This window comes from Pseudobacteroides sp., from assembly GCF_036567765.1.
Taxonomy (GTDB): Bacteria; Bacillota; Clostridia; order Acetivibrionales; family DSM-2933; genus Pseudobacteroides.
Genome location: NZ_DATCTU010000033.1, coordinates 42954 through 64364 on the forward strand (window position 1 = coordinate 42954; position 21411 = coordinate 64364).

General features: G+C 36.1%; 16 protein-coding genes. 7 read left to right on the top strand and 9 right to left on the bottom strand.

From position 1 onward, the window contains the following. Nucleotides 1–106 precede the first annotated feature (106 nt). Entirely contained in the window at nucleotides 107–2506 is a 2400-nt protein-coding gene (locus VIO64_RS05710) for a cellulase family glycosylhydrolase (RefSeq protein WP_414705239.1), read from the bottom strand. 146 nt (nucleotides 2507–2652) lie between these two features. Here VIO64_RS05710 and sigI point away from each other — a divergent pair, with 146 nt between their 5' ends. Both sigI and VIO64_RS05720 read left to right on the top strand, forming a co-directional pair. Beyond that, a complete protein-coding gene (sigI, locus tag VIO64_RS05715; RefSeq protein ID WP_331916062.1) occupies nucleotides 2653–3411 on the top strand; it encodes an RNA polymerase sigma-I factor in 759 nt (252 codons plus the stop codon). Further along, the gene (locus tag VIO64_RS05720) at nucleotides 3404–4945 is read left to right on the top strand and encodes an anti-sigma-I factor RsgI family protein (protein WP_331916064.1); all 1542 of its coding nucleotides are present in this window, start codon (nucleotides 3404–3406) and stop codon (nucleotides 4943–4945) included. Before sigI ends, VIO64_RS05720 begins: the two co-directional genes overlap by 8 nt. Nucleotides 4946–5032: 87 nt before the next feature. Here the strand turns inward: VIO64_RS05720 and nuoB are convergent, their stop codons facing one another. From nuoB to VIO64_RS05760, 8 genes are all read right to left on the bottom strand, one after another. Continuing rightward, nucleotides 5033–5821, bottom strand: coding sequence for an NADH-quinone oxidoreductase subunit NuoB (gene nuoB, locus VIO64_RS05725; protein WP_331916066.1), 789 nt, complete (start codon nucleotides 5819–5821; stop codon nucleotides 5033–5035). A gap of 79 nt (nucleotides 5822–5900) precedes the next feature. Next, nucleotides 5901–7484: an NADH-quinone oxidoreductase subunit C gene (locus tag VIO64_RS05730; protein ID WP_331916068.1), complete on the bottom strand. Its 1584-nt coding sequence runs from the start codon at nucleotides 7482–7484 to the stop codon at nucleotides 5901–5903. Between the two features lies 1 nt (nucleotide 7485). After that, the gene (locus tag VIO64_RS05735) at nucleotides 7486–8967 is read right to left on the bottom strand and encodes a hydrogenase 4 subunit F (RefSeq protein WP_331916070.1); all 1482 of its coding nucleotides are present in this window, start codon (nucleotides 8965–8967) and stop codon (nucleotides 7486–7488) included. Nucleotides 8968–9013: 46 nt separating this feature from the next. Then, on the bottom strand, nucleotides 9014–9670 hold the full coding sequence (locus VIO64_RS05740) for an NADH-quinone oxidoreductase subunit K (protein ID WP_331916072.1): 657 nt from the start codon (nucleotides 9668–9670) through the stop codon (nucleotides 9014–9016). Further along, nucleotides 9663–10622: a respiratory chain complex I subunit 1 family protein gene (locus tag VIO64_RS05745; RefSeq protein WP_331916074.1), complete on the bottom strand. Its 960-nt coding sequence runs from the start codon at nucleotides 10620–10622 to the stop codon at nucleotides 9663–9665. The genes VIO64_RS05740 and VIO64_RS05745 overlap by 8 nt, the downstream gene beginning before the upstream one ends. A gap of 156 nt (nucleotides 10623–10778) precedes the next feature. Further along, nucleotides 10779–12830 carry a proton-conducting transporter membrane subunit gene (locus tag VIO64_RS05750; protein WP_331916076.1) on the bottom strand — a complete coding sequence of 684 codons (2052 nt, stop codon included), beginning with the start codon at nucleotides 12828–12830 and terminating at the stop codon, nucleotides 10779–10781. 180 nt (nucleotides 12831–13010) lie between these two features. Next, nucleotides 13011–13799, bottom strand: coding sequence for an AraC family transcriptional regulator (locus tag VIO64_RS05755; RefSeq protein ID WP_331916078.1), 789 nt, complete (start codon nucleotides 13797–13799; stop codon nucleotides 13011–13013). A gap of 232 nt (nucleotides 13800–14031) precedes the next feature. Continuing rightward, nucleotides 14032–14985: a hypothetical protein gene (locus tag VIO64_RS05760; RefSeq protein WP_331916080.1), complete on the bottom strand. Its 954-nt coding sequence runs from the start codon at nucleotides 14983–14985 to the stop codon at nucleotides 14032–14034. A 276-nt stretch (nucleotides 14986–15261) separates the two neighbouring features. On the opposite strand from VIO64_RS05760, the gene VIO64_RS05765 reads away from it, so the two are divergent. The 5 genes from VIO64_RS05765 to VIO64_RS05785 all read left to right on the top strand — a co-directional run bounded on the left by VIO64_RS05765 (nucleotide 15262) and on the right by VIO64_RS05785 (nucleotide 21405). Further along, nucleotides 15262–15645 carry a GntR family transcriptional regulator gene (locus tag VIO64_RS05765; protein ID WP_331916082.1) on the top strand — a complete coding sequence of 128 codons (384 nt, stop codon included), beginning with the start codon at nucleotides 15262–15264 and terminating at the stop codon, nucleotides 15643–15645. Further along, complete coding sequence (locus VIO64_RS05770; RefSeq protein WP_331916085.1) at nucleotides 15638–16498, top strand: ABC transporter ATP-binding protein; 861 nt, start codon at nucleotides 15638–15640, stop codon at nucleotides 16496–16498. The genes VIO64_RS05765 and VIO64_RS05770 overlap by 8 nt, the downstream gene beginning before the upstream one ends. Beyond that, nucleotides 16495–17163 carry an ABC-2 transporter permease gene (locus tag VIO64_RS05775; protein WP_331916087.1) on the top strand — a complete coding sequence of 223 codons (669 nt, stop codon included), beginning with the start codon at nucleotides 16495–16497 and terminating at the stop codon, nucleotides 17161–17163. Before VIO64_RS05770 ends, VIO64_RS05775 begins: the two co-directional genes overlap by 4 nt. A gap of 150 nt (nucleotides 17164–17313) precedes the next feature. After that, the gene (locus tag VIO64_RS05780) at nucleotides 17314–19473 is read left to right on the top strand and encodes a stalk domain-containing protein (protein ID WP_331916089.1); all 2160 of its coding nucleotides are present in this window, start codon (nucleotides 17314–17316) and stop codon (nucleotides 19471–19473) included. Nucleotides 19474–19821: 348 nt separating this feature from the next. Further along, nucleotides 19822–21405, top strand: coding sequence for a FapA family protein (locus VIO64_RS05785; protein ID WP_331916091.1), 1584 nt, complete (start codon nucleotides 19822–19824; stop codon nucleotides 21403–21405). Nucleotides 21406–21411: the final 6 nt, after the last annotated feature.

The following is a 21411-nucleotide window of genomic DNA, read 5'->3' on the forward strand; positions in this document are numbered from 1 at the left end:
CTTTTGAGGTATATGTAAAACAATGGATTTGATAACTTTTTGCTCAATCTGAAAAAGGGGTTATACAACCCCTTTTTCAAAAATAATATGCACTATTCAATATTTTTTACCACCCAAGCTTGCTCTTTATTTCAGCTGTAAGCTGGTCAGCCATTAACTGATGAGTTTTCAGGCTAGGATGCCAATCTTCTCCATATCCGTTACTTTCGGATTGTTGGGGATATTCAAGTAAATACACCTTTGAATCTCCTCTTGATTTAAAACCATTCACAATTTCATTAAGATAATTATAGCACGATTCGAGACCTGTTCCCCAAAGCATAGGACCCATTGTACAGAATATATGCGAATTTGGATAGTTGGAACGAACTTGTGAAACAAGACTAGTATAATTAGTTATAAATTTTGTCTTATCAGTGGCAGAAGTAGAAAAATCGTTTGTACCAAGGTTTATAACTACTACCTGGGGCACATAGTTTTTAAAATCCCATTTAACCCCGCTGTATGGCAGTGTATATGAATAACGTTCCAGCATGAGAGGGCCTGCCTGCCCGCCATAGTTCTGGGAAATTCCTATTCCCGACCATGCAACAATATTTGAACTTGAGTTCAATGAACGTGCAGTAATGGCAGCATAAGATAAATAACTGTTTTCATTTTTAGCAGTAAAATGCTCATCTTTACTTTTTCCTTCATTTCCGTAGGCACATGTGATAGAATCACCGATAAACTCTATCTTTCTTTCCAAAGGAGCAGGGGCTGCAAGGAGTTTACCCTGACCAAGATTGAATCCGAGGAATTGTACTTCACCCTGGGATGCTTCTGTTCTTTTCCATAAAACAAGTCTGTGCTCTCCATTTGTAAGACCGCTTGCCAAAGTTATAGTAGATGTTGTACTGTTAACAGAAAAGGGTGTTTGAGCATTACCGTCTATAAAAGCTTGAAACCAGTTTTCGCCAGTAGATTTGAGAGTTACACTTACTTGTGTTCCGGAGAAGTTCAGCTCAGCATTTGACCCGGACCATGCACATCTTGGACCCTGAGGGTCCGAAAAATCAAATCTTCCGTTATAAATTATTGTTGGAGAAGCTGATGGTACAGGCGTTTGAGTATTGTTTTCAATAACTGTGTTAAATTTCAAAGCCAACAAAATGACATCGCTCATGTTTATTGCTCCGTCATTATTTATGTCGCATTTCTTGTCATAATTACTCTCGGAAGCTATAGCATTAAAGTGCAAAGCTATCAATACCACATCTGCCATATTAATGACTTTGTCTCCATTGATATCTTCAGGATAAGCACCAGATGGGATAGGTGAGCTTGTTGTTTTTGTAGGTGTTGGAGTGCTTGTAAGTGTTGGAGTTGAGGTCGGTGAGTTTGGAGTGCCGCCAGCACCGATCACAAGTCCCTTGGCGATATCAGGATAATACCATGTAAGAGCGGATCTGCTTAATAAAGCATATGTTTCTGCTTTACCAGGTGCATAATAACCGTTATCCCACCAAAAAACCGGAATGCCCTTTGCTGCTGCTTCTTTAGCATAATATTCTGCATGAACTGTTCTTGAAGAGAGATTGTTCTTATCAATTGTACCAAATTCTCCAATAACAACAGCTCTTCCTTTGCTTATAAATCTATTATAAAGTGCGTTAAATTCTGATGTAAGGGAAGATTTATCGGAGGAAGTTCCCCAGCTTGAGGTTCCGTTTATGTCCATAGCAAAAAAATATGGAGAGTAAGCATGTATGGAAACAATAACCTTGCTGTCGTTATTTGGGATTATAAAGTCGTTTAGTGTTACATCCATGGCTGCAGCAGCATGGGGTGGCACCATAATAAACCTGCTTTCATTATTTCCGCCGGTAGCTCTTATTGTATTAACAGCTGCTAAATTGAATTTGTTTATCACATCACGATTTTCATATGTTCCACCTGTCCATTCGTTGGGTGAACCTTCTACTCTTGGCTCATTCATTGTTTCAAAGATCAGATAATCACTGTAGCTTTTAAAACGATTTGCTATTTGCTCCCAAATTTTTATAAGCTGAGCTTTGCTCTGTGCTTCGTTGGCATATGTAGGGATCAGCCATTTGTTCTCATGGTGAAGATTTAAAATAACATACATGTTATTGTCCAAGGCATAATTCACAACTTCCTCAACCCTGTTAAACCATGTTTGATCAATAGTATAGCTTGGAGCAGCACCAACATGAGTATCCCAGGTTACTGGTAATCTTAAGGCATTAAAGCCCATTTCCTTTACTTTGTCTATCATCGCCTTGGTTGTTCTGGGATTTCCCCAAGCGGTTTCAGTGGGGGCATCCAGCGTATTACCTAAATTCCAGCCAATTCTTATCTCCTTTACAAGATCAATGGCTGATATGTTTCGCATACCTGTATTGGCAGTAGATGCTGAAACGTTAATGGTTCCAAAAATTGACATCACAAGGAAGACTGATATTAGCAGAAATGCTTGTCCCCTAATAAAAAAAATTTTACACATTATACCTAACCTCCAAATAAAAATTATATTTATATTATAAAATTCGCAAAGCGAGGTTTTTTTTAGTAGGGGTGTAAATTGTCAAAACACCTCTACTTAAAATTTAGAATATTAACGAAATATATAAGAGGGGGGAGGATATTAAGTTGCCGAAATTAGGAATATTTAAAAGACTGAAACCCGATCATGACCCGACAAACGAAATCGTAATGAAAATTCAAAAAGGAGACAAAATTTTAAAAGAAAGATTTATAAGCGATTATACGCCTTTCATTTTAAAAGCGGCTGTCAAAACAACAGGAAAGTATGTTGATATTGAAAACAGTGAAGCATATAGTGTCGCACTCATGGCCTTCGATGAGGCTATAGATTGCTTTAACTCCAATAAAAATAAGAGCTTTTTAGGATTTAGCGATCTTGTCATAAACAGAAGGCTCATAGATTATATAAGAAAAAATAAAAAAGACAGTAACGTATTCCCTTTTACATACTTTGATTGCGAATCATATGAAGAAATTAAAGAAAAGTTTATGCTTGAATATTCCATGGGAAGGCTTGATAACATTGAAATAAAGGAGGAAATTATTTTTTTTAAGGAAAGGCTGGCCACATTCGGCATAACCCTTGAAAGTTTGGCTAAAAGTATGCCCAAACACAAAGACTCGAAGAGATTGTGCATCAGAATAGCAAAAATTATAGCTAATGATTCCGAGCTTTACTATAAATTAAATAAAACAAAAAATATTCCGATGACTGACTTAATGAAATTAGTTGATGTACATCAGGCAACTGTAGAAAGAAACCGCAAGCTCATAATTGCTGTTAGTCTGGTTATAAACAGCGGCCTTGATGTAATAAAGAGCTATCTTCAGTTTACTGAGGAAGGAGGGTGGGAACATGATTAATATAGGTACTATAATGGAGGTGTATAAAAATCAGGTACTGGTTATGACTATGGACTTTGAGCTTGTATATGTGGAAAGAACTCCTGAGATGTATCTGGGTCAGCAGATTACTTTTGGAAAAAGTCAAGTTGTTCGGCCCAAAAAAAGTTATTTATTTGTTGCTTCCGGAATAGCAGCAACTTTGGTGCTTGCAATTATATGTGTTTTTATTTTAAAAAATATTGATTTGAATAGGGATAATACCTTCTATGCTTTTATTGATATGGATATCAATCCTAGTATTGAGTTTTTGATAGATGAAAGAAATCATGTTAAAAAGGTTCTGCCATTAAACTCAGATGGTGAGAGGATGATAAAAGATCTCTCGCTAGGAAAACTGCCGGTTAAAGAAGCAGTTGAAAAAGTTATTGAAGCATCGCAGAAAACGGGTATCATGAATATAAATAAAAACGACGTTATAATGATTTCTGCGTCATTAAATCAGGAAAACAGCGATTATAAAGAAAAAAAAGATGATGTGGAACAAAAATTGAACCAATTATTGAATTCTTTAAAAGAAATTAATAATACTGTATTTAGTAGGAAATACAAGATAAAAGCTATTAAGGTTGAGCCGGGAATAAAAAAACAGGCAACAAAAAATGGTTTGTCAGGGGGGAGACAGTTTATACTTGAAAAGGCTCATTCTATAGGCATTGATTTATCTGTGAATGAGGCAAAGTCAGACAGCTTGTCTCTGCTTATGAAAAGGGTTGGAATAGATGAGCAGAATATTGACAATCTGCCTTTCAACTCACTAACTGCTAAAGAAACTGGAAAACCTGCTTCATCGCTTAAACCAACCTCTAGAGAAACAGTATCTGTTATAGTGACACCTGGAAATAGGACAACGTATGCCAGGATGATGCCAGGTAATGAAAATGTAAGAGATAATTTCATCGATGGGAAGGAAACATATGGGATTATTCCAACAGATAAAAAGATGACAGCAACGCCAGAAAGAATAAGCAAATCGACCCCGAGGCCTGCAGCCCAAAGCATAAAGCCTTCTGAAGCTAAAAAGCCTGATTTATCGGCAGGTTCGATAAAGATTCAATATTATAATGCTACGCAGGAAACAGGGAATGTTATTCAGCTGGGCACTGTTTTTAGTGTAGTTAACACCGGAAACACTATAATTAATTTAAAGGATGTGACAATCAGATACTATTATACAATTGACGGCGAAAAAAATCAGTCTTTAGACTGCTGGGCTCAGGAAGACAAAGCTAACATTACTTACAGATTTGTTAAAATGAGCAAACCTGCTGAAAAAGCAGATTATTATGTTGAAATAGGCTTTAAAAGCGGACAGTTGAATCCAGGGAAAAATACCGTAGTTGTTACATGGTTTAACAAAGAGGATTGGTCGACCTATAAGTATGATAACGATTATTCGCGAAATTCTCCCAAAGTACAGGAGTTATATGACTGGAAATATGTAACAGGCTATATTTCAGGTGTATTGAAATGGGGAATTGAACCTGAGGACTAATGTACCATTAAGTTACAATCTGTACTGTGGAACAAATGCCATAGTGATAATTAAAACTTCACTTTGGCATTTGTTTTTTATAAAAGCTTAACATCGGTCCAATGCCTTCAATATCCCATACAAAATAGCCTGAGGCCTAGGCGGACAGCCTGGTATATAAACATCTACAGGCAGTATGCAGTCTATGCCGTTTCTTGTGGCATACATATCCTTAAATATACCCCCACTGCAGGCACAGGCACCAACAGCCACAACAAGCTTTGGATCAGGGGCAGCGTTATAGGTTTTTATAAGGGCAAGCTCCATGTTACGTGTTGCAGTTCCTGTTATAAGGAGCATATCTGCATGACGCGGCGAAGCCACAAAATGGATACCGAAACGCTCAATATCGTTGAAAGGGTTGTTTAAAGCATTTATTTCATAATCGCAGCCATTGCATGAGCCGGCATCAACTTCTCTTATCTGAAGGCTTCTGCCAAACAGCTTTCGTGCCTTTTCGTCAACCCTTTTTCCTATGACTTCAAAAGATTTGTCGGGTATGATGCGATCTTCAATAATCAAAGGGCCTTTCCTAAGTTCCTGCCTTGATTTTACCGCAAGTTCAAATTCCTTTGACATGCTGACTGCCTTATTTTTGCATACATCCTCACAGTTCGAGCAGAATATGCATTCATCATAGTTTATACCTATGGTTTTGGATTCTTCGTCCGTAACTATAGCTGAAGAGGGACATGCTTTAGTACATTCCCCGCACATTGAGCACTTTGTATTGTCAATAACAGGTTTTCCTGTAATGAATGTGGAGTCAAAAGGTTTATTGGGATAATCCAGGGTAAGCCTTGGATATTGGATTGTCTTTTTTATTATTTTAAACATGTGAGTCACCTCATGAAATTTTAATAATTGTAAAAGGTCTTTTGACTTATAACGTAGCAGTTATATAAATTTCATAGTATCAAAGATCATTACCTGCATAAGACAAATTAAAACTCTTATTTATCAAAGGAAAATCAGGCACGATATTCCCCTGCACGGCAAGACACACAGCAGGCCAGCTACAGAAGGAAGGGGTGCGTATTTTGTACCTGAAAATAGTATTATTTTCTCCGGTCATTATCCAGTGAACATTTTCGCCCCTGGGTGATTCGGTGCATCCGATTGCTGCCTTGTAGGGATCAACTCTTCCTATTGTCTCAATTATCTTACCTGCCCTCATTTTGTTTACGACCTGTTCGATAAGGAATATGGATTGATAGCATTCCTCCAGCTTGACCTTCATTCTGCAGTTAACATCTCCGTTATTATGTTCGGGTACGCTGAATTTCAGTTTGCCGTAGGTGCAATAGGGAAAATCCTTTCGGACATCGTTCCTTACACCGGCTGCACGTCCCCCTGGGCCGACTGCATTCATATCTACTGCCTGCTGGTAGGTGAGAACCCCTGTATTTTCAACCCTGTCAATGAAAAGGCTGTTGGAAAGTATTATTTTTTCTGTTTCCGCCAGTTCGTTTCTTATTTTGTCCATATATTCAAGGATTCTTTTTTCCTTGCCGTTAGTAAAGTCCTTTCTTACTCCTCCGGGCCTGTTAACACTTCTTAAGAACCTGCTGCCGCTAACCTCTTCAATTATCTGGTAGGTCCAGCCGCGAAGCATCCTGAATTGGAAAGCTGCAAAGCCGAAGGCGACATCTATGCAAATTCCTGCAAGGTCTCCCAAATGGCTTACAAGGCGTTCCAGCTCTGCAAAAAGAACCCTTTGATGGTTTGCACGTTCCGGAACCTCTATACCGGCTATTTTTTCAATAGCCATGCAGTATGCAAGTGAGTTTGAAAATGTTTCATCACCGGATATTCTTTCAGATATATAAAAGCATTTATCTATACTTTGGCCTTCACAAAGCTTCTCTATTCCCTTGTGTACAAAAAACAGCTGAGCTTCCAGATTTATAATGGGTTCGCCTGCAACACTGAATCTGAAGTGACCAGGCTCTATTATGCCTGCATGGACAGGACCAACGGGTATTTCAAACACTCCGGTTCCTTGGACTTCAATAAACTCTTGTTCATAATTTACAAAAGGCGGCTTAGTCTTTATGTCGAATTCCTTACGCAAAGGATGTATATCCATGGGCCAATTTCCATGGAAAACAAGATTTTTCGGTGATGGGTGTCCAAGCGGTTTTAAACCATACATGTCCTGGATTTCTCTCTCATAAAGGTGTGCTCCATGAATCTGGTTTGAAATTGAATTAAACACAGGGTTGTTTTCGTCAATGAGTGTTTTAAGAACAATATGGTATCCGTTTTCTCTAACGGCAAATACATAATAAATTGCAAATTTTTCGTCAATGAGTCTTTCATCGTTTGCAAAAAGGGAAACCAGTGTGCCGTTCATTTCATCTCTTATATGGGCTGAAATATCCAGTATTCTTGAGTTATTTACAGATATATATATTTCACTTTGGGTTTTTATTGTATGAGACAAAATGTCATTTGCAAAGTTTTTCTTCAAGTCATCAAAGTATTTCACAAGCTTCATATCAGTTTCCTCCCTTGATGATTAATACTGCTGAGTCCAGTATAGTTTTAATGGGCTCCGGCATATACATGCCTGAGAATAAAATAATGATAAAGAGTAGCATTATTGCGGCAATACCCGGCTTATTAATTTCACCGGATTGCAGGTCATTATGGTCTGTGTTTCCAAAAAACATTTTGAGAGTTGTAACAGCAATACCAGCAAATATCAAGGCTATAAGAATAAGGAAAATCGCAGCCAATACAAAATGATGAGCTGAGGCAGCTGAAAGAGCTATTCCAAGTTCACTAAAAAATACGCTGAAGGGCGGCATACCTGCTATGGCAAAAAATCCAAGTAGGAAAAGAGTACCCGTAACAGGCATTAGTTTTAAAAGGCCTTTAACCTTTTGTATTTCCTTAGTACCGTATTTCAGGTAAACATTACCGGAAAGAAGAAAAAGCATTGATTTGGTAAAGGCATGATTAACCATATGAAAAAGGGCTGCAAATATAGAGAGTTTTGTAAAAAAACCAAGAGCAAAAACTATTATTCCCATATGTTCTATGCTGGAGTATGCCAAAAGCCTCTTATAGTCTTTCTGATACAGTATAAAAATTGCAGCTGCAGCTATGGACAAGAGACCCATACCTATCATTAGCCTTTTGGTGTAAAGGTCTTGGGGGCCTAAATGTTTGTTTACAATGGATAGAATCCTTATTATTCCATAAAGTGCACTGTTTAAAAGAACTCCAGACAGGAGGGCACTTATAGGTGAAGGTGCTTGACTGTGTGCATCAGGAAGCCAGGTGTGCATTGGAGCAAGCCCTACTTTGGTTCCAAAACCCACAAGTATAAATATAAAGGAAATTTTTAAAATTCCGCTTTGCAATGAGCCTGCATGTTCATACAGGAAGATCCAGTTCAAGGGAGCCTTTTCACCTTGAAAAACATTACCGGATGAAATATAAAGGAACACTATTCCAAGAAGTGCAAAGGCTATACCAACCGAACAAATTATAATATACTTCCATGCAGCTTCAAGGGAGTGCTTATTGTTATAATATCCTACAAGAAAAGCAGAGGCCAGTGTGGTTGCCTCAACGGCTATCCACATTAACCCAAGGTTCTGAGTTGTTACAACCATGATCATGGTAAAAATAAACGCATACATTAAGCTGTAGTATACTTTGATTTTTTTTGTATCAATTGTTCTGTGGTCATATTCAATATCAAGATACTTTATTGAATAAATACAAACAAGAAAGCCTATGGCCAAAATGATATCGAGAACTATAAGACTAAGTGAATCAATATAAAAGAGTCCGTTTAAAAAAGTCCCTTCTATAACACCCTTTTTAAGAAAAGAGTATGTGGTATATATCATGGCAGTTAGAAGCATGACTGCACCTGCAATATTTATTATATGTGTCGTTGCACGCTTCTTTGCAGTCCAGAACAATATTGAAAATAAAATGGGTACAAGTAAAATTAAAGCTTCCATCGGCGTTATCCTTTCAAGTCATTTAGGTTGTATCTTTTTAAATGTCTTAACCTTTAAGGTTTCTTAGCTTGTTTATATCTATCGAGTCAAAGTTTTCGTTAATTCTGAAAACTAAAATTCCCATTATCAAAACCGCTGTCAGGACATCAAAGAAAAGACCAAGTTCAACCATCATGGGCATACCGCTTGTTGTGAGTATGGCGGTTGCAAAAAGTCCATTTTCCATTACCAGAAACCCAATAATCTGGCCTATTGCCTTTTTTCTGCTTATCATGAAGAAAAGGCCGATAAGTATTACGGAAATGGAATTGACAAGGTAGGTTTTGATCTGTGGATCCTTTATATCATCAATGGTTGATACAGAAAAATAAGTTAGTACAAACAAGCCGCAGCAAATAAGTATCAGTGTAGGTATATTAAGGAAAAAGTCCTTTGATACTCTGTACCCAACCCGTTTTACAGTTCTCCTTAATGATCTGGGAATCAGCCATACTTTTACAACGAAGGTTATTATACAAACTATAATAATTTCCATTTCTCCCTCCTCAAGGAGGCTGTAAATACCCATAACTCCGGCAAGTAGTGCAAGCAGAATTGATTGGATTCGGAAGGTATTTATGTAGGAGTTTATTCTTTTGTTTGCCACCAATATAAAGGATGACAAGAGTATTAATATAGAAACCAGATTCAAATAATTATCCATGACTGCCTCCTACCACAAAGTATTGAAGAAATCCTAAAAAGGACAAAATAAATGAGATTGCCGCCAGGTTTGGAACACTGAAAAGCCTCAGCTTGACGGTGTTGATTTCTGCAAGTGCTATAAGAATTGAAACTATTGCAACTTTAACTATATATAATAAAATTGAAATCCCAATGGCTAAAAGGGCATTATCCAAAGCCACAAGGCTGTCTAGTGGTATAAACAGATTAACAAGCAATGTTATTAAAACAAGCTGCTTGACTGCTGCTCCAAGTTCCATCAGGGCCAGGTGCTTGCCTGAATACTCCAGAAGCATTGCTTCATGGACCATTGTAAGTTCAAGGTGTGTAGCTGGGTCATCAACAGGAATCCTGGAAGACTCGGCAATGATTACGATTATCATAGCCAGAAAGCACATTATATAAACAGGCTGAAAAATATTTAGTCCGATAGAGGATAATGTGCTCATCATGTCATGAACAGATGTGGACTTTGATATAAGCCCCACTGTAAATACCGAAACCAAAAGAGTGGGTTCAATCAGAGATGATATTGCCATTTCTCTGCTGCTTCCCATTCCTCCGAAGGTGCTGCCTGTATCAACTCCTGAAAGAGCCATGAAAAACCTTCCCATTGCAAGTATGTATATTATAAAAATAATATCTCCGCCAAAGTTAATTGGAGTAAGCTTCAGGCTAACAGGTATCAGTATGCCTGCTAAAAGTGCGGTAGTAAAATTGATATATGGAGTTGCTCTGAATATCCAGGAAGCAGTATCCGATATAACGGTATCCTTTCTAAAAAGCTTATATATATCAATATATAGCTGCAGTACAGGCGGACCTTTCCTCTTCTGGGATAGAGCCTTTACTTTTTTTATTATTCCGCTTATAAGGGGAGCAATTAATAATATGACAGACAGCTGAACTACTACATAAACAAATTGACTCATCACAACGATTCTCCTTTTAGTCATGATCAAAAAATAACTTCCGATATAAATTTCGCTCATGTGTTGACTTGACTCGTCAACACCCGCTCAAAAGCGGAAGTAATTTTTCATTCATGCCTTTATCAAATATAGATGATTATTTGGGTGCATAAAGCTTTAGCTGTTGCTGAAGCGATAATATATGAGCAGGCCCACAATTGTGATAAATATATATAAAAGATATGTGTGTACACTTCCCGTTTGAACTAGGCGTCGCACCCTTCCGGAAAAAGCAGTAAATAAGCCAGTAAGAGGGATATAAAGATATTTCTCGAACACCGATTGGGTGAGTACAACATATTTTATTGTCTTCGGATAGTATGGAGATGTTCCCTCTTCTGTCTGCAGCTCACGGGAAGGCCTGTAAATTGCTCTAAACACTATGCGAAGGGGCTTTGAAAATCCCGTTGCAGTATATTGCATTCTGGGGTTAAGTTCTTTAAAGCCACAGTCCCATGTACCATAGGTGCGTTCCTTTGTACCGCGGTTTATTAATTTAACAACAAGGAAAACAACAGCTGCCAATATTACCCCTGCAGCAAATAAAAACATGGGGGATATTTTATTGGCATCAAGACCTTTAGGGTAGTAAACAAAGGAGGAAATGCCTTTTAGGTCAGGTATCACAGAAGTCTTAACTATTGAGAGGGAGATTTTATTCAGTAATATGAGAATAACATTAGGGAATAATCCGAATATAATACACAAAAAGGATAGCAGCCCGGTTCCCATTAGCATCGGTGCAGGTACTTCCATGGAGTTATGGGCTTCTGTGCTTCTGGGCAATCCTAAGAAAGAGATACCGAAAGCTTTTACAAAACAAGCAGCAGCCAATGCCCCTGCCATTGCCAGTACCGCAGCGGCCAATATAGCAATAAGCTTAACACCCTGGGTGCTTATACCTATACTATGGAAAAGAGCCTGAAGGGTAAACCATTCACTTATAAATCCGTTAAAAAAGGGCATTGAAGAAATAGAAAGACATGCTATAAGGAAGAACAAGCCCGTATAAGGCATTTTCTTAAGAAGACCGCCCAACTTTTCCATATTTTTTGTGTGAGTTGAATAATGAACTGATCCTGCTCCTAAAAACAATGCACCCTTAAAAAGTGAGTGGTTGAAAAGGTGTATCAAAGCAGCTACCAGAGCTAATGAGCTTAAAAGGCTGTTGCCCTTGGTAAACCCATATATTGAGATTCCAAGGCCTATAAGTATTATACCGGTATTTTCTATACTGCTGTAGGCCAGAAGCCTTTTAATATCAATTTCCATAAGAGCATAGGCAACACCTAAAACAGCAGATATGCTTCCTACTATCAATAGTGTTATGCCCCACCACTCAAAGCCTCCTCCAAGGGCAACGAATACAAACTGTATAAGGCCGAAAATAGAGGTTTTGATCATTATACCCGACATGAGAGCTGATACGTTGCTTGGAGCTGCAGGGTGTGCATAGGGAAGCCATATGTGAAGCGGTATGATACCGGCTTTTGTCCCAAATCCAATAAGGAGACACAAGAATATCATATTCTTTGAAAAAGGAGGTATTAAAGCTGAGTTATTGACTATATCAAAAGAACCTGTATATGAATACGTTGTTATAAAAGCCACAGTCAAAAAAGCTGTTGCTATATGAGTCATAATAAGATAAAGAGTGCCTGATTTTTGGGTTTCAGTATGCCCCGATTCGAATATCACAAGAAAATAAGAAGTTAGGGACATAACTTCCCATGCAAGAAGAAATATTATCATATTTCCGGAACTGAAAACCGATATAAGAGAAACAATGAATATTCCGAAAAGAAAATTAAAAGAGCTTATGTTTCTTTTGCCATAGTATTGTGACATATAACCTATGGAATATATTGATACACAAAGCGTCAATATTGATAAGGTAAGTATGAAGTACGCAGATAAGTTACTTATTCCAAGCTTAAAACTCAGGAATGGTATATTTGACTTTATATGTGCCAACTGTATATATTCTTTATTCGAAAGCAGGTAGAACAGTGAAATTAAGATTCCGGATGAGGAAGCTATGCTATAGAGTATATTGGAAAGAATATTGCCAAGCTTGCTATTTTTTATGAATATTAAAGAAAATATTGCTCCGCATATGTAAAATCCTAACATTAACAAGAAATGTAAATTAATGTCAATGAAATTCATAGCTAATTACCCCCCTCAGTTTATGAAATTCAAAACAGGTTTACTTAATGTTTTATCAAACAAACTATATTATACTCTTCTGTTTTTAAATTTCAATAGCAAATTAAGATAGGGTCTGCAAATGATAAAAAACAATCATTTTACATAATGTATAACAGAACATATCATGATACTTACAGATTATTGGTTTAGTTTTCTATAGCTGTTTAAAGACATGCCAGTACACTTTTTAAAGCATTTGCCAAAGTAATTGGGATCATGAATTCCAACTTTTTCACCTATTTCATAACCTTTAAGGTCAGTTTCCTTGAACAGCTTTAATGCAATATTAATCCTTGTCCTTGTTATATACTCAACAAAAGTAAAACCGGTAACCTGCCTGAAAATCCTACTTAAATAGCTTGGATTCATATAGAATATGCTTGCTACTTTCGTAAGAGAAAGGTTTGGATCTGTGGCATTTGCGTTTATGTATTGCACTATATCAGATATGGTCTTGTTTCTCTTTTTGCTTTGGGAATTTTTTACGCATTTAGTGGCACATATAGTTAATTTTTTTAGAAAATCCTTCATTTCTATAAGACTGCTAAACTTGTACAAATTACTATAAGGCAAAACTTTTGATTCGGAAATATCAACAAAATTGAATCCAAACTTAGTAACAGAATCTATAATTGTAGTAATTATATTAATATAAAGGATTTTTGCCTTTTCCATGTTTAAATTATTACTGCTGTATAGCTCATCAAAAAGTTTATCTATTATTTCAGTGGAGTTTTTTTCAACTCCGTTTTTAATACATAGTCCTATTTCCTCTATTTTACCATTAGCGGTGCATGAGTTTGTATCATTGCATGCATGCTCAGGCAATTTAACTTCAAAAGCATATTCTTTTACAGAAGAACTTGGAAGACCATGTATTTTTCCTCCACTACTGGAATTTGAGGTCCTAAATAAATAATTCGCCATCATAAACACTCCCTGCAACTCTTAATGTCTAGGAAAATTTTTACCTTTCATTAATAAAATTCGGTGGTATGTATAAATTGGGTGTAGAATTTAATAAAATAATATAAGGACAGTGCAGATATATAATAATATAAAAAAGATCGGTTCATTTTGTGACTTAAGTCATTTTTAATGAACTGATCTTTTTTATATTATTATATAATATCGTGAAAAACAGCTGTAGTGAATGACCTCAGTGGCCTAGTTTTTTTCTTATTTCTGCTTCAGGGTCAGGAACGCTTGGAACTTGGATACCAGGCAGGTTATTTGATTGGTTGTTTAATCCCGGCAGTCCCTTATTGGTTTCCTGGGCTGGATTTGTAATTGAATTTCTATTCTTTTCATTTTGTTTTTGTATACTTTCCATCATCTTCTGAGTTATTCCATCAGATGTAATCAAGGTATTCTGATCAATACCCATCAACTTTTCATTCTTCTTCTTTTCATAGGAGGACTTATCTGCAGCAAGTTCGCTTATGTCTAAATCCAGTTGCAGAGTCAAGAGATATTCATCAAAAACCTTTTCTTTGCTACCGAGTAAGCTGCTTATCTTAATCATGTGATAAACAGCTTTATCCATATCGATTTTAGTGCTCAGTTCCTGATATTTTGCACTGTCATCGCCGGAAGAGTCCTCTTGAATACCTGGCTTGGGAATTATATCGTTGGTGCTGCTGAAGGATATAATCTGATTTAAGTTGGAAATTACGCCTTGAGCATACTGTTTACTGCTGTCTATATCTTCTTTCTTGATGCCTTCAGATGTAAGTGAATCAACCTTTTGCTTCCAGTTAACTTTATCCTGATTGTTCTGTCTACTGCTTTCATTAGGATTTTGTTGATTGTTTTGAATATTGCCAGTTACAGAAGTTCCATTTTTATCAGTTGCAGTTGATTGAGTTACCGATTCCGGTACAGGAGTACTGTTTAAAACAATACTTGAGTTAAGGGGACTGTTGTTTATTTCAACCGCACTGCTTGGGGAAGAATTAGTAACCTGAGTAGTATTTGACGTACTCTTGTCACTAAAAAAATAAAGTGCCATTGAGCCTGCAAATATTGCAATAAAAATTCCTGAAAAAATTATTACGGGTTTTGTACCTGTAAAGCTTTCAATCTTTCTGTTTTTTCTCTTTGATTTTCTCATATGTATCCCTCCATTTCATATTATATTAAGCAGGCAATAGGTTTGTAAAGAGTGTAGCTCAGTGTAAATGTAAATTCCTTTTGGTAATCTTGTGTTAATTTATGTTTTTCACGAAGTTCCTTAATTCTGCTTTCCAACATATTTCACCCCCAGTCAATGTCCTTGTTTTATTTCAAGACAGATTATTATCTTTGCGATTGACATCCAAAAACAAACAGCTTATAATGTATATATAGTATATGTACACTATAAACTGTATGATAAGGTGGCACGAGTGTGAGGATAATAATTTCAAACAGCAGTGGGGTTCCGATATATGAGCAAATTAAAGAGCAGATCAAAAACGCAATATTAAGTGGCGATGTGTCGGAGGGTGAGCTGCTGCCATCAATAAGGCAGCTTGCAAAGGACCTTAAAATAAGTGTTATAACAACAACCCGGGCATATGGGGATCTTGAACAGGAAGGGTTTGTATCAAATGTGCAGGGTAAGGGCTGCTATGTTCTTCCCAAAAACACAGAAATGGTTCGTGAGCAGCTATTAAGAGATATTGAGGGAAGCTTTGCTGAAGCTATTAATTGTGCAAAAATTGCAAAGATCACTAAAAGCGAACTGCAGAGTATATTTGATGCAATGCTTAAGGAGGAGAACTATGAGTAATATATTGGAGATTGGCAATTTAAATGCTAGCTTTGGGGATTTTTCAATAAAAAATGTAAGCTTTGTCATACCCCAAGGTTATATAATGGGATTTATAGGGCCGAATGGTTCAGGGAAAACGACAACAATTAAGCTTATTTTAAACATGATTAACAGAAAAGGTGGAGAAATCAAGGTGTTGGGACTTGATAATATTGCCTATGAGGATGATATAAAGGAACAAATAGGAGTGGTATTTGATCAGCCCTTTTTTGTAGATGAGTGGAATCTGAACGATGTTGAAAAGGCTGTAAAGTTGTTTTATAAAAAATGGGACAGCAGAAAATATGATGATTACCTTAAAAGCTTTAAATTGAAAAGGAATAAAAAGGTTAAGGATTTGTCAAGGGGAATGAAAATGAAGCTAATGGTAGCAGTTGCCATGTCCCATGATGCAAGGTTTTTAATCCTTGATGAACCTACAAGTGGTCTTGACCCGGTTGCCAGGGATGAACTAATGGATATATTGAGTGATTTTGTAGTTTCAGAAGAAAAAAGCGTTCTTTTCTCTACTCACATAACATCTGATCTTGATAAAATTGCAGACTATATAACATTTATCAATAATGGAGAAATTGTCTATACAGGAACAAAAGATAAGCTTTTGGAAAGCTACAGCTTGATAAAAGGCGGCATTGGAGATATTAGTGAGGAACAAAAGAAGATGATATTGGGATTAAGAGAACATAGTGCCGGTTTTGAGGGGCTTATCACAACAGATAAAATCAGCATGATGGGAAATAAAGCCTTTATAGAACCATGTACAATAGATGATATAATTGTTTTTATGAATAAGGGGAGGGTAATTGCATGATTAAAGCGTTAAATGTTGCGAAGTTTGATTTTCTTACTGTCAAGCCATATTCAAAGATATTTTTTGTTCTTTTAGCTGTAGGTATTATTGTTGGTTTGGGGAATCAAGATTCATATATGGTACCGCCTATGTTCATGATATGGGCATCGTTTTTTGTGGCGTATCCATTTTCAATAGGTGAGAGGAATTCCATTGAGAATCTTCTGGGCACATTTTCCTTGAAGAGAAGAGATATTGTTGCAGGAAGATACATATTCTCATTACTTGGGGTATCGGTTGCAACGCTATTTGCGTTAGCTACAGTATACTTTTTGTCGTTCTTTTTTAGCAGAAGTGTAGAGCTTAAGCCCTTGCTGTTTGTTACAAGCTTTGGATTTTTGATTTTTTCATTGGTTATATCTTTTCAAATTCCTATGTACTTTAAAATTGGATACACAAAAGCCAAGGTTCTTACCTTCCTTCCATTGCTGGTGATTGGATTTTTGGTACCCCTGATTACCCTGATTCCCTCAGAAAGTACCATAGGAAAACTCCTAAGGGAATTTATAAGATTGGTAGAAGTACAACAGACTCTGGCTTGTATGCTATTTTTATTCGGAGCCTTTGCTATCCTTCTGATTTCGTACCATGTCTCAGTTAGAATTTATGAAAAAAAGGATATATGATTTGTAAAGCTAAGGTGTTTCAAATATTGATATATTTCTAACTTAATCACAGCAGTGCTCTATTTCCTGGGGCTCTATTACATTTGACTTTAAAGCTGCAATATGTTAATTTAAGTATAAAGTTAACTATTTTGTAGGGGGGACTAATTAATGTATTTTGACACTTATAAAAGAAAGTCAAGAAAAACGTTAATGTTTTTCTTGTGCCTTTTTGCTTTTTTACTGAGTTTTTCAGTAACGAAGTTTATGGCATATGCCGACACTGTTACAACTGAATTTATCGACTTAGTGTTTACTGTAGATTCAAAAACATACATGTCAAAAAGTACTCAAAACAAGTTAGATATTCCACCATTTATTGAAAATGGATCCACGTTGGTTCCCTTCAGAGCAATACTCGAAGAATTAGGATATGTAATTGAATGGGATAGCAAAACCTCAACCATTAATGCAACAAAAGAGGATGACTCCATAATACTTAAAATAAACAATAAAAAAGCAACCGTAAACGGTGTACAACAGGATATGACAGTCGCTCCAAAAGTTATAGACGGAAGGACCGTTGTGCCCTTAAGATTTATATCTGAAAACTCCGGGGCAAAAGTAGTTTGGGAACCTTCTGAAAAGAAAATTTACATAACAAAAGTTGGACGCTATGATACCGGAAAAGTAATGTTTTATGAAAAAGCAAAAAATCTTATTTATGTATATGATGGGAACGATATCACTACTATACCTATGGTAAACAAGGAGATTGTCAACTGGTATAGCTTTAAAGGCCAGGTTTTAGCCACGATGTTTGATAAGGCAAGGAACACAAATAGCTTTGAGATATTTGACGGTGAAAATTTTGTGGTATTAACCGACGATAAAGGAAATAAACTAGACAGCTTTGATATGAAGGAAACTTTTGAATACAATGATAATTTATTAATCCATTGTTATGACAGAAATCAAAAGTTTAACAAATTATGTAGATTTGATGGACGAAACCTCTATTTAGTACAGGATAATTTTTATGTTGGAAAGAGTATTATCTTTAAGGATAAGCTGGTTATAAGTAAATATGACAATAAGAGAGAATATACACTCCTTGCATTTAACAAAAGTTCATGGGTTCCAATTGTGCTTATGGAAAAATTTATTTTAAATGATACTTTTGAGGATAAAAACAATCTTTATATGACTGCAAGTAAGCAGGAAGGCGGGAATAAGCCCCTGGCAGTTTACGACGGAAATACCGTTAAAATCCTTCGCGAGGACCTGAGTGTGGATTTAAATAAAATTGTTATGTTTAACGGTAAGATCCATGCATTATTGGGATCAGACCTTGTTTGCATCAAGGAAACAGGTATATACGGAATTTTATTTCCTGCACCTCAAGGTTCCGATAAAGTAAAATATGATTTTAATATGATAAAACTTTATAACGGGAAGATGTATCTTGGGGTAGTAAAGGATTCTATCTATTATGATCCAAACAATAAGAAAGTAAATAAACCTTCAGCAACCAAAGGTTTTATTATGGAAGTTGTGGATGGTTATAGTGAAAGTGTCATTTACAAGATAAACGGAAATGATTATGTTACTGTAGCAAGCAGTACGTATTTTAAAACTGTTTTGGATAATTTTAAAGCTTCGAAAGCAGTTTTAGAGAGTGATAAGCTGTTAATCCTAGGGCAGGAAACAGATGATTCTGATTTAGCTTTAAATGTTTTTAACGGCACCAAATTTACAAAAGCACTGGATGTATCCGAAATAACAGACAAACTTTCTATTGGTCAGAATACATTTATTGATGTAGAGGATAAAAACAGGATTAACAATCAAAAGAGGAATACAGTACTTTTTTATAAAGATAATGTAATAACAAACCTGGTTGTTGGAATGCAGACCAAAAAGTGGGATAGCATCGGTGAAAGCTTGATAATGTACGGGTTTGAAAAAGATATAGAAAGATATAAGCTGTATTCATATGGAACGGAGTTTAAAGAGCTTGCCAGCAACTTTAACTTATCTTATTGGGAAAAGTTTGAAAGCGGACTGTTTGTAAGCGGTACAAATAATGATACTAATACAAAAAACCTTTATAAATTTAAAGATAGTAACCCTGTATCTATTAACGACAAAATTTTGGTTACTAAAATGATAAAAGTAAACGGAAATTACTTTCTGATAGATTCCACAAATATGGATGAAAGTACTAAAACATATGGTAAAAGAGTATTGTACATATATGATGATTCAAATGGTAAGTTTATAGAAATGAAAGTGGACTTAAGAATTACAGATATGATATTTATTAATTAAAGTATAAAGTAAATAGTATTTGATAAGTTTAAAAATATACAATGTTTCGATCAATGAGATAGTGATTATTATAATGGTTTGTTTAGGCTGCTGACATATGTTTAATGGAAGCAGCCTTATTATTTTATTCAACCTGAGCATTTGGAAGATTAATACTTTTAATATGCTATGAAACGTAATATATAAATATCATATTGAGCGAACTTCCTTCCTATCAAGTAAAATAAAAATTCTCCTTAGTACAGAGCAATAAACTGCCGATAACTATTATAATAGTGGATTTTGGGGCTCCTTGCTTCCATAAAATATTAGCTGCTATAAACAGTTAAGCTGGTAGGAGAGGATTTAATGGAAGAGGTAATATATGAAGACCATTTTATAAAAATTACAAAAGAAAATGAAGAGTTTTTCATTGAATCCTTCTCTAAAGGAATGACAATGGATGCTTTTAAGCAGATTATTGCCGAATATCCCGAGATGCAGATTACTAGTTTTATGGCAGTTAAAAGTGCTGTACTTTTTTCCCCTGTGAAGAAGACAAAGTTTGCTGATGTAAAGGAAAGGGTTGTTGTTGAAATATCTGATGATGGTCTTAAAGCATATATCACATTGTTTGTATTGGATAATGAATTAAATAATGGGACAAATACCAAACTTTTAAAAGAAATTTTGAAAAAGCTCAGCGATAAAGGTGTTGTTTTTGGGATAAAACAGGATGCCTTACTGGATGTGCTGCCAAACCATACTAAAATACTAATAGCTGAAGGCATTGAGCCTGTAAACGGTGGGGACTCCGAAATAAGAATGTATGAGATAAATGAGCCAAAGCCTAGTGTAACAGATAACGACAAGGTAAACCATTATGAATTAAGTCTTATTAACCATGTAAAGGGGGGCGATTGGCTTGGGGAAAGAATTGACCCTTCTCCCGGTGTTCCGGGAAAATCCGTTAGGGGAACCATTATAATGGCTATGACTGGGAAAAAATATCCACTTCTTTATGACAAAAATTCAGTTAGGGAGAGTTATGAGGGTGGAGTTACCCGTTTGTATGCTCTAAGGAGCGGTGCTGTCAATTATATGGGGGATAAAATAAGTGTATCAAACCACCTTGAGCTGCCTGAAAACGTAGATTTTAAAACCGGCAATATAGATTTTGACGGATTTCTTACTGTAAAAGGCTCGGTTGAGGATAACTTTTCTGTAGTAGCGGACAAGGATATTGAGATTTTAGGCGTTTATGGCGTAGGAAGCATAAGGGAAATTGTCAGCCGTGAAGGAAGTGTATATATTAAAGGGGGAATTGCAGGTAAGAATAAGGCTATTATAAAGTCCTATAAAGATATTTATACCAAGTTTGTATCTGATGCGGTAATTATCTGTGAAGGACGTGTACATATAGGCTATTACTGTATTAACAGTACAATAATAGCGAGAGAGGTTATCGTGGACTCGCCAAAGGGACAGATTATAGGCGGAAATATTCAGGCCGAATACAAGGTTGTAGCTACTGCAATAGGGTCTCCAAGCGAAGCTAAGACACAAATCAGCGTAAAGGGTTTTAATAGGGCAGCCCTAAAGGGTAGCTTTGAAAAGATTGAGCTGAACATACAAAAATTAAAAGAAGATTTAATTAAGGCCAAGCAGGAGATGTCTCTATATTCCGTAGCCTCTCTTAGCAGTGAACAGATGCTAGCCCTTGAAAGGATTAAGGAGCGTTATTTCGATATAAAAAATCGTTTGAAGTATAATGAGGATGAAAAAAAAGCAACAGCAAATTATTTACGGACAAAGGGAGAAGGGGAGATTACCATACTTAAGAAGGCGTATCCAAATACAGTGATTGATATAAAGAAACATGTGCGAGAAATAAAAGAAGTAATCCTTGGTACAACCTTTTATTATCAAAATGATGGGATTAATGAGCTGTAGGGAGGA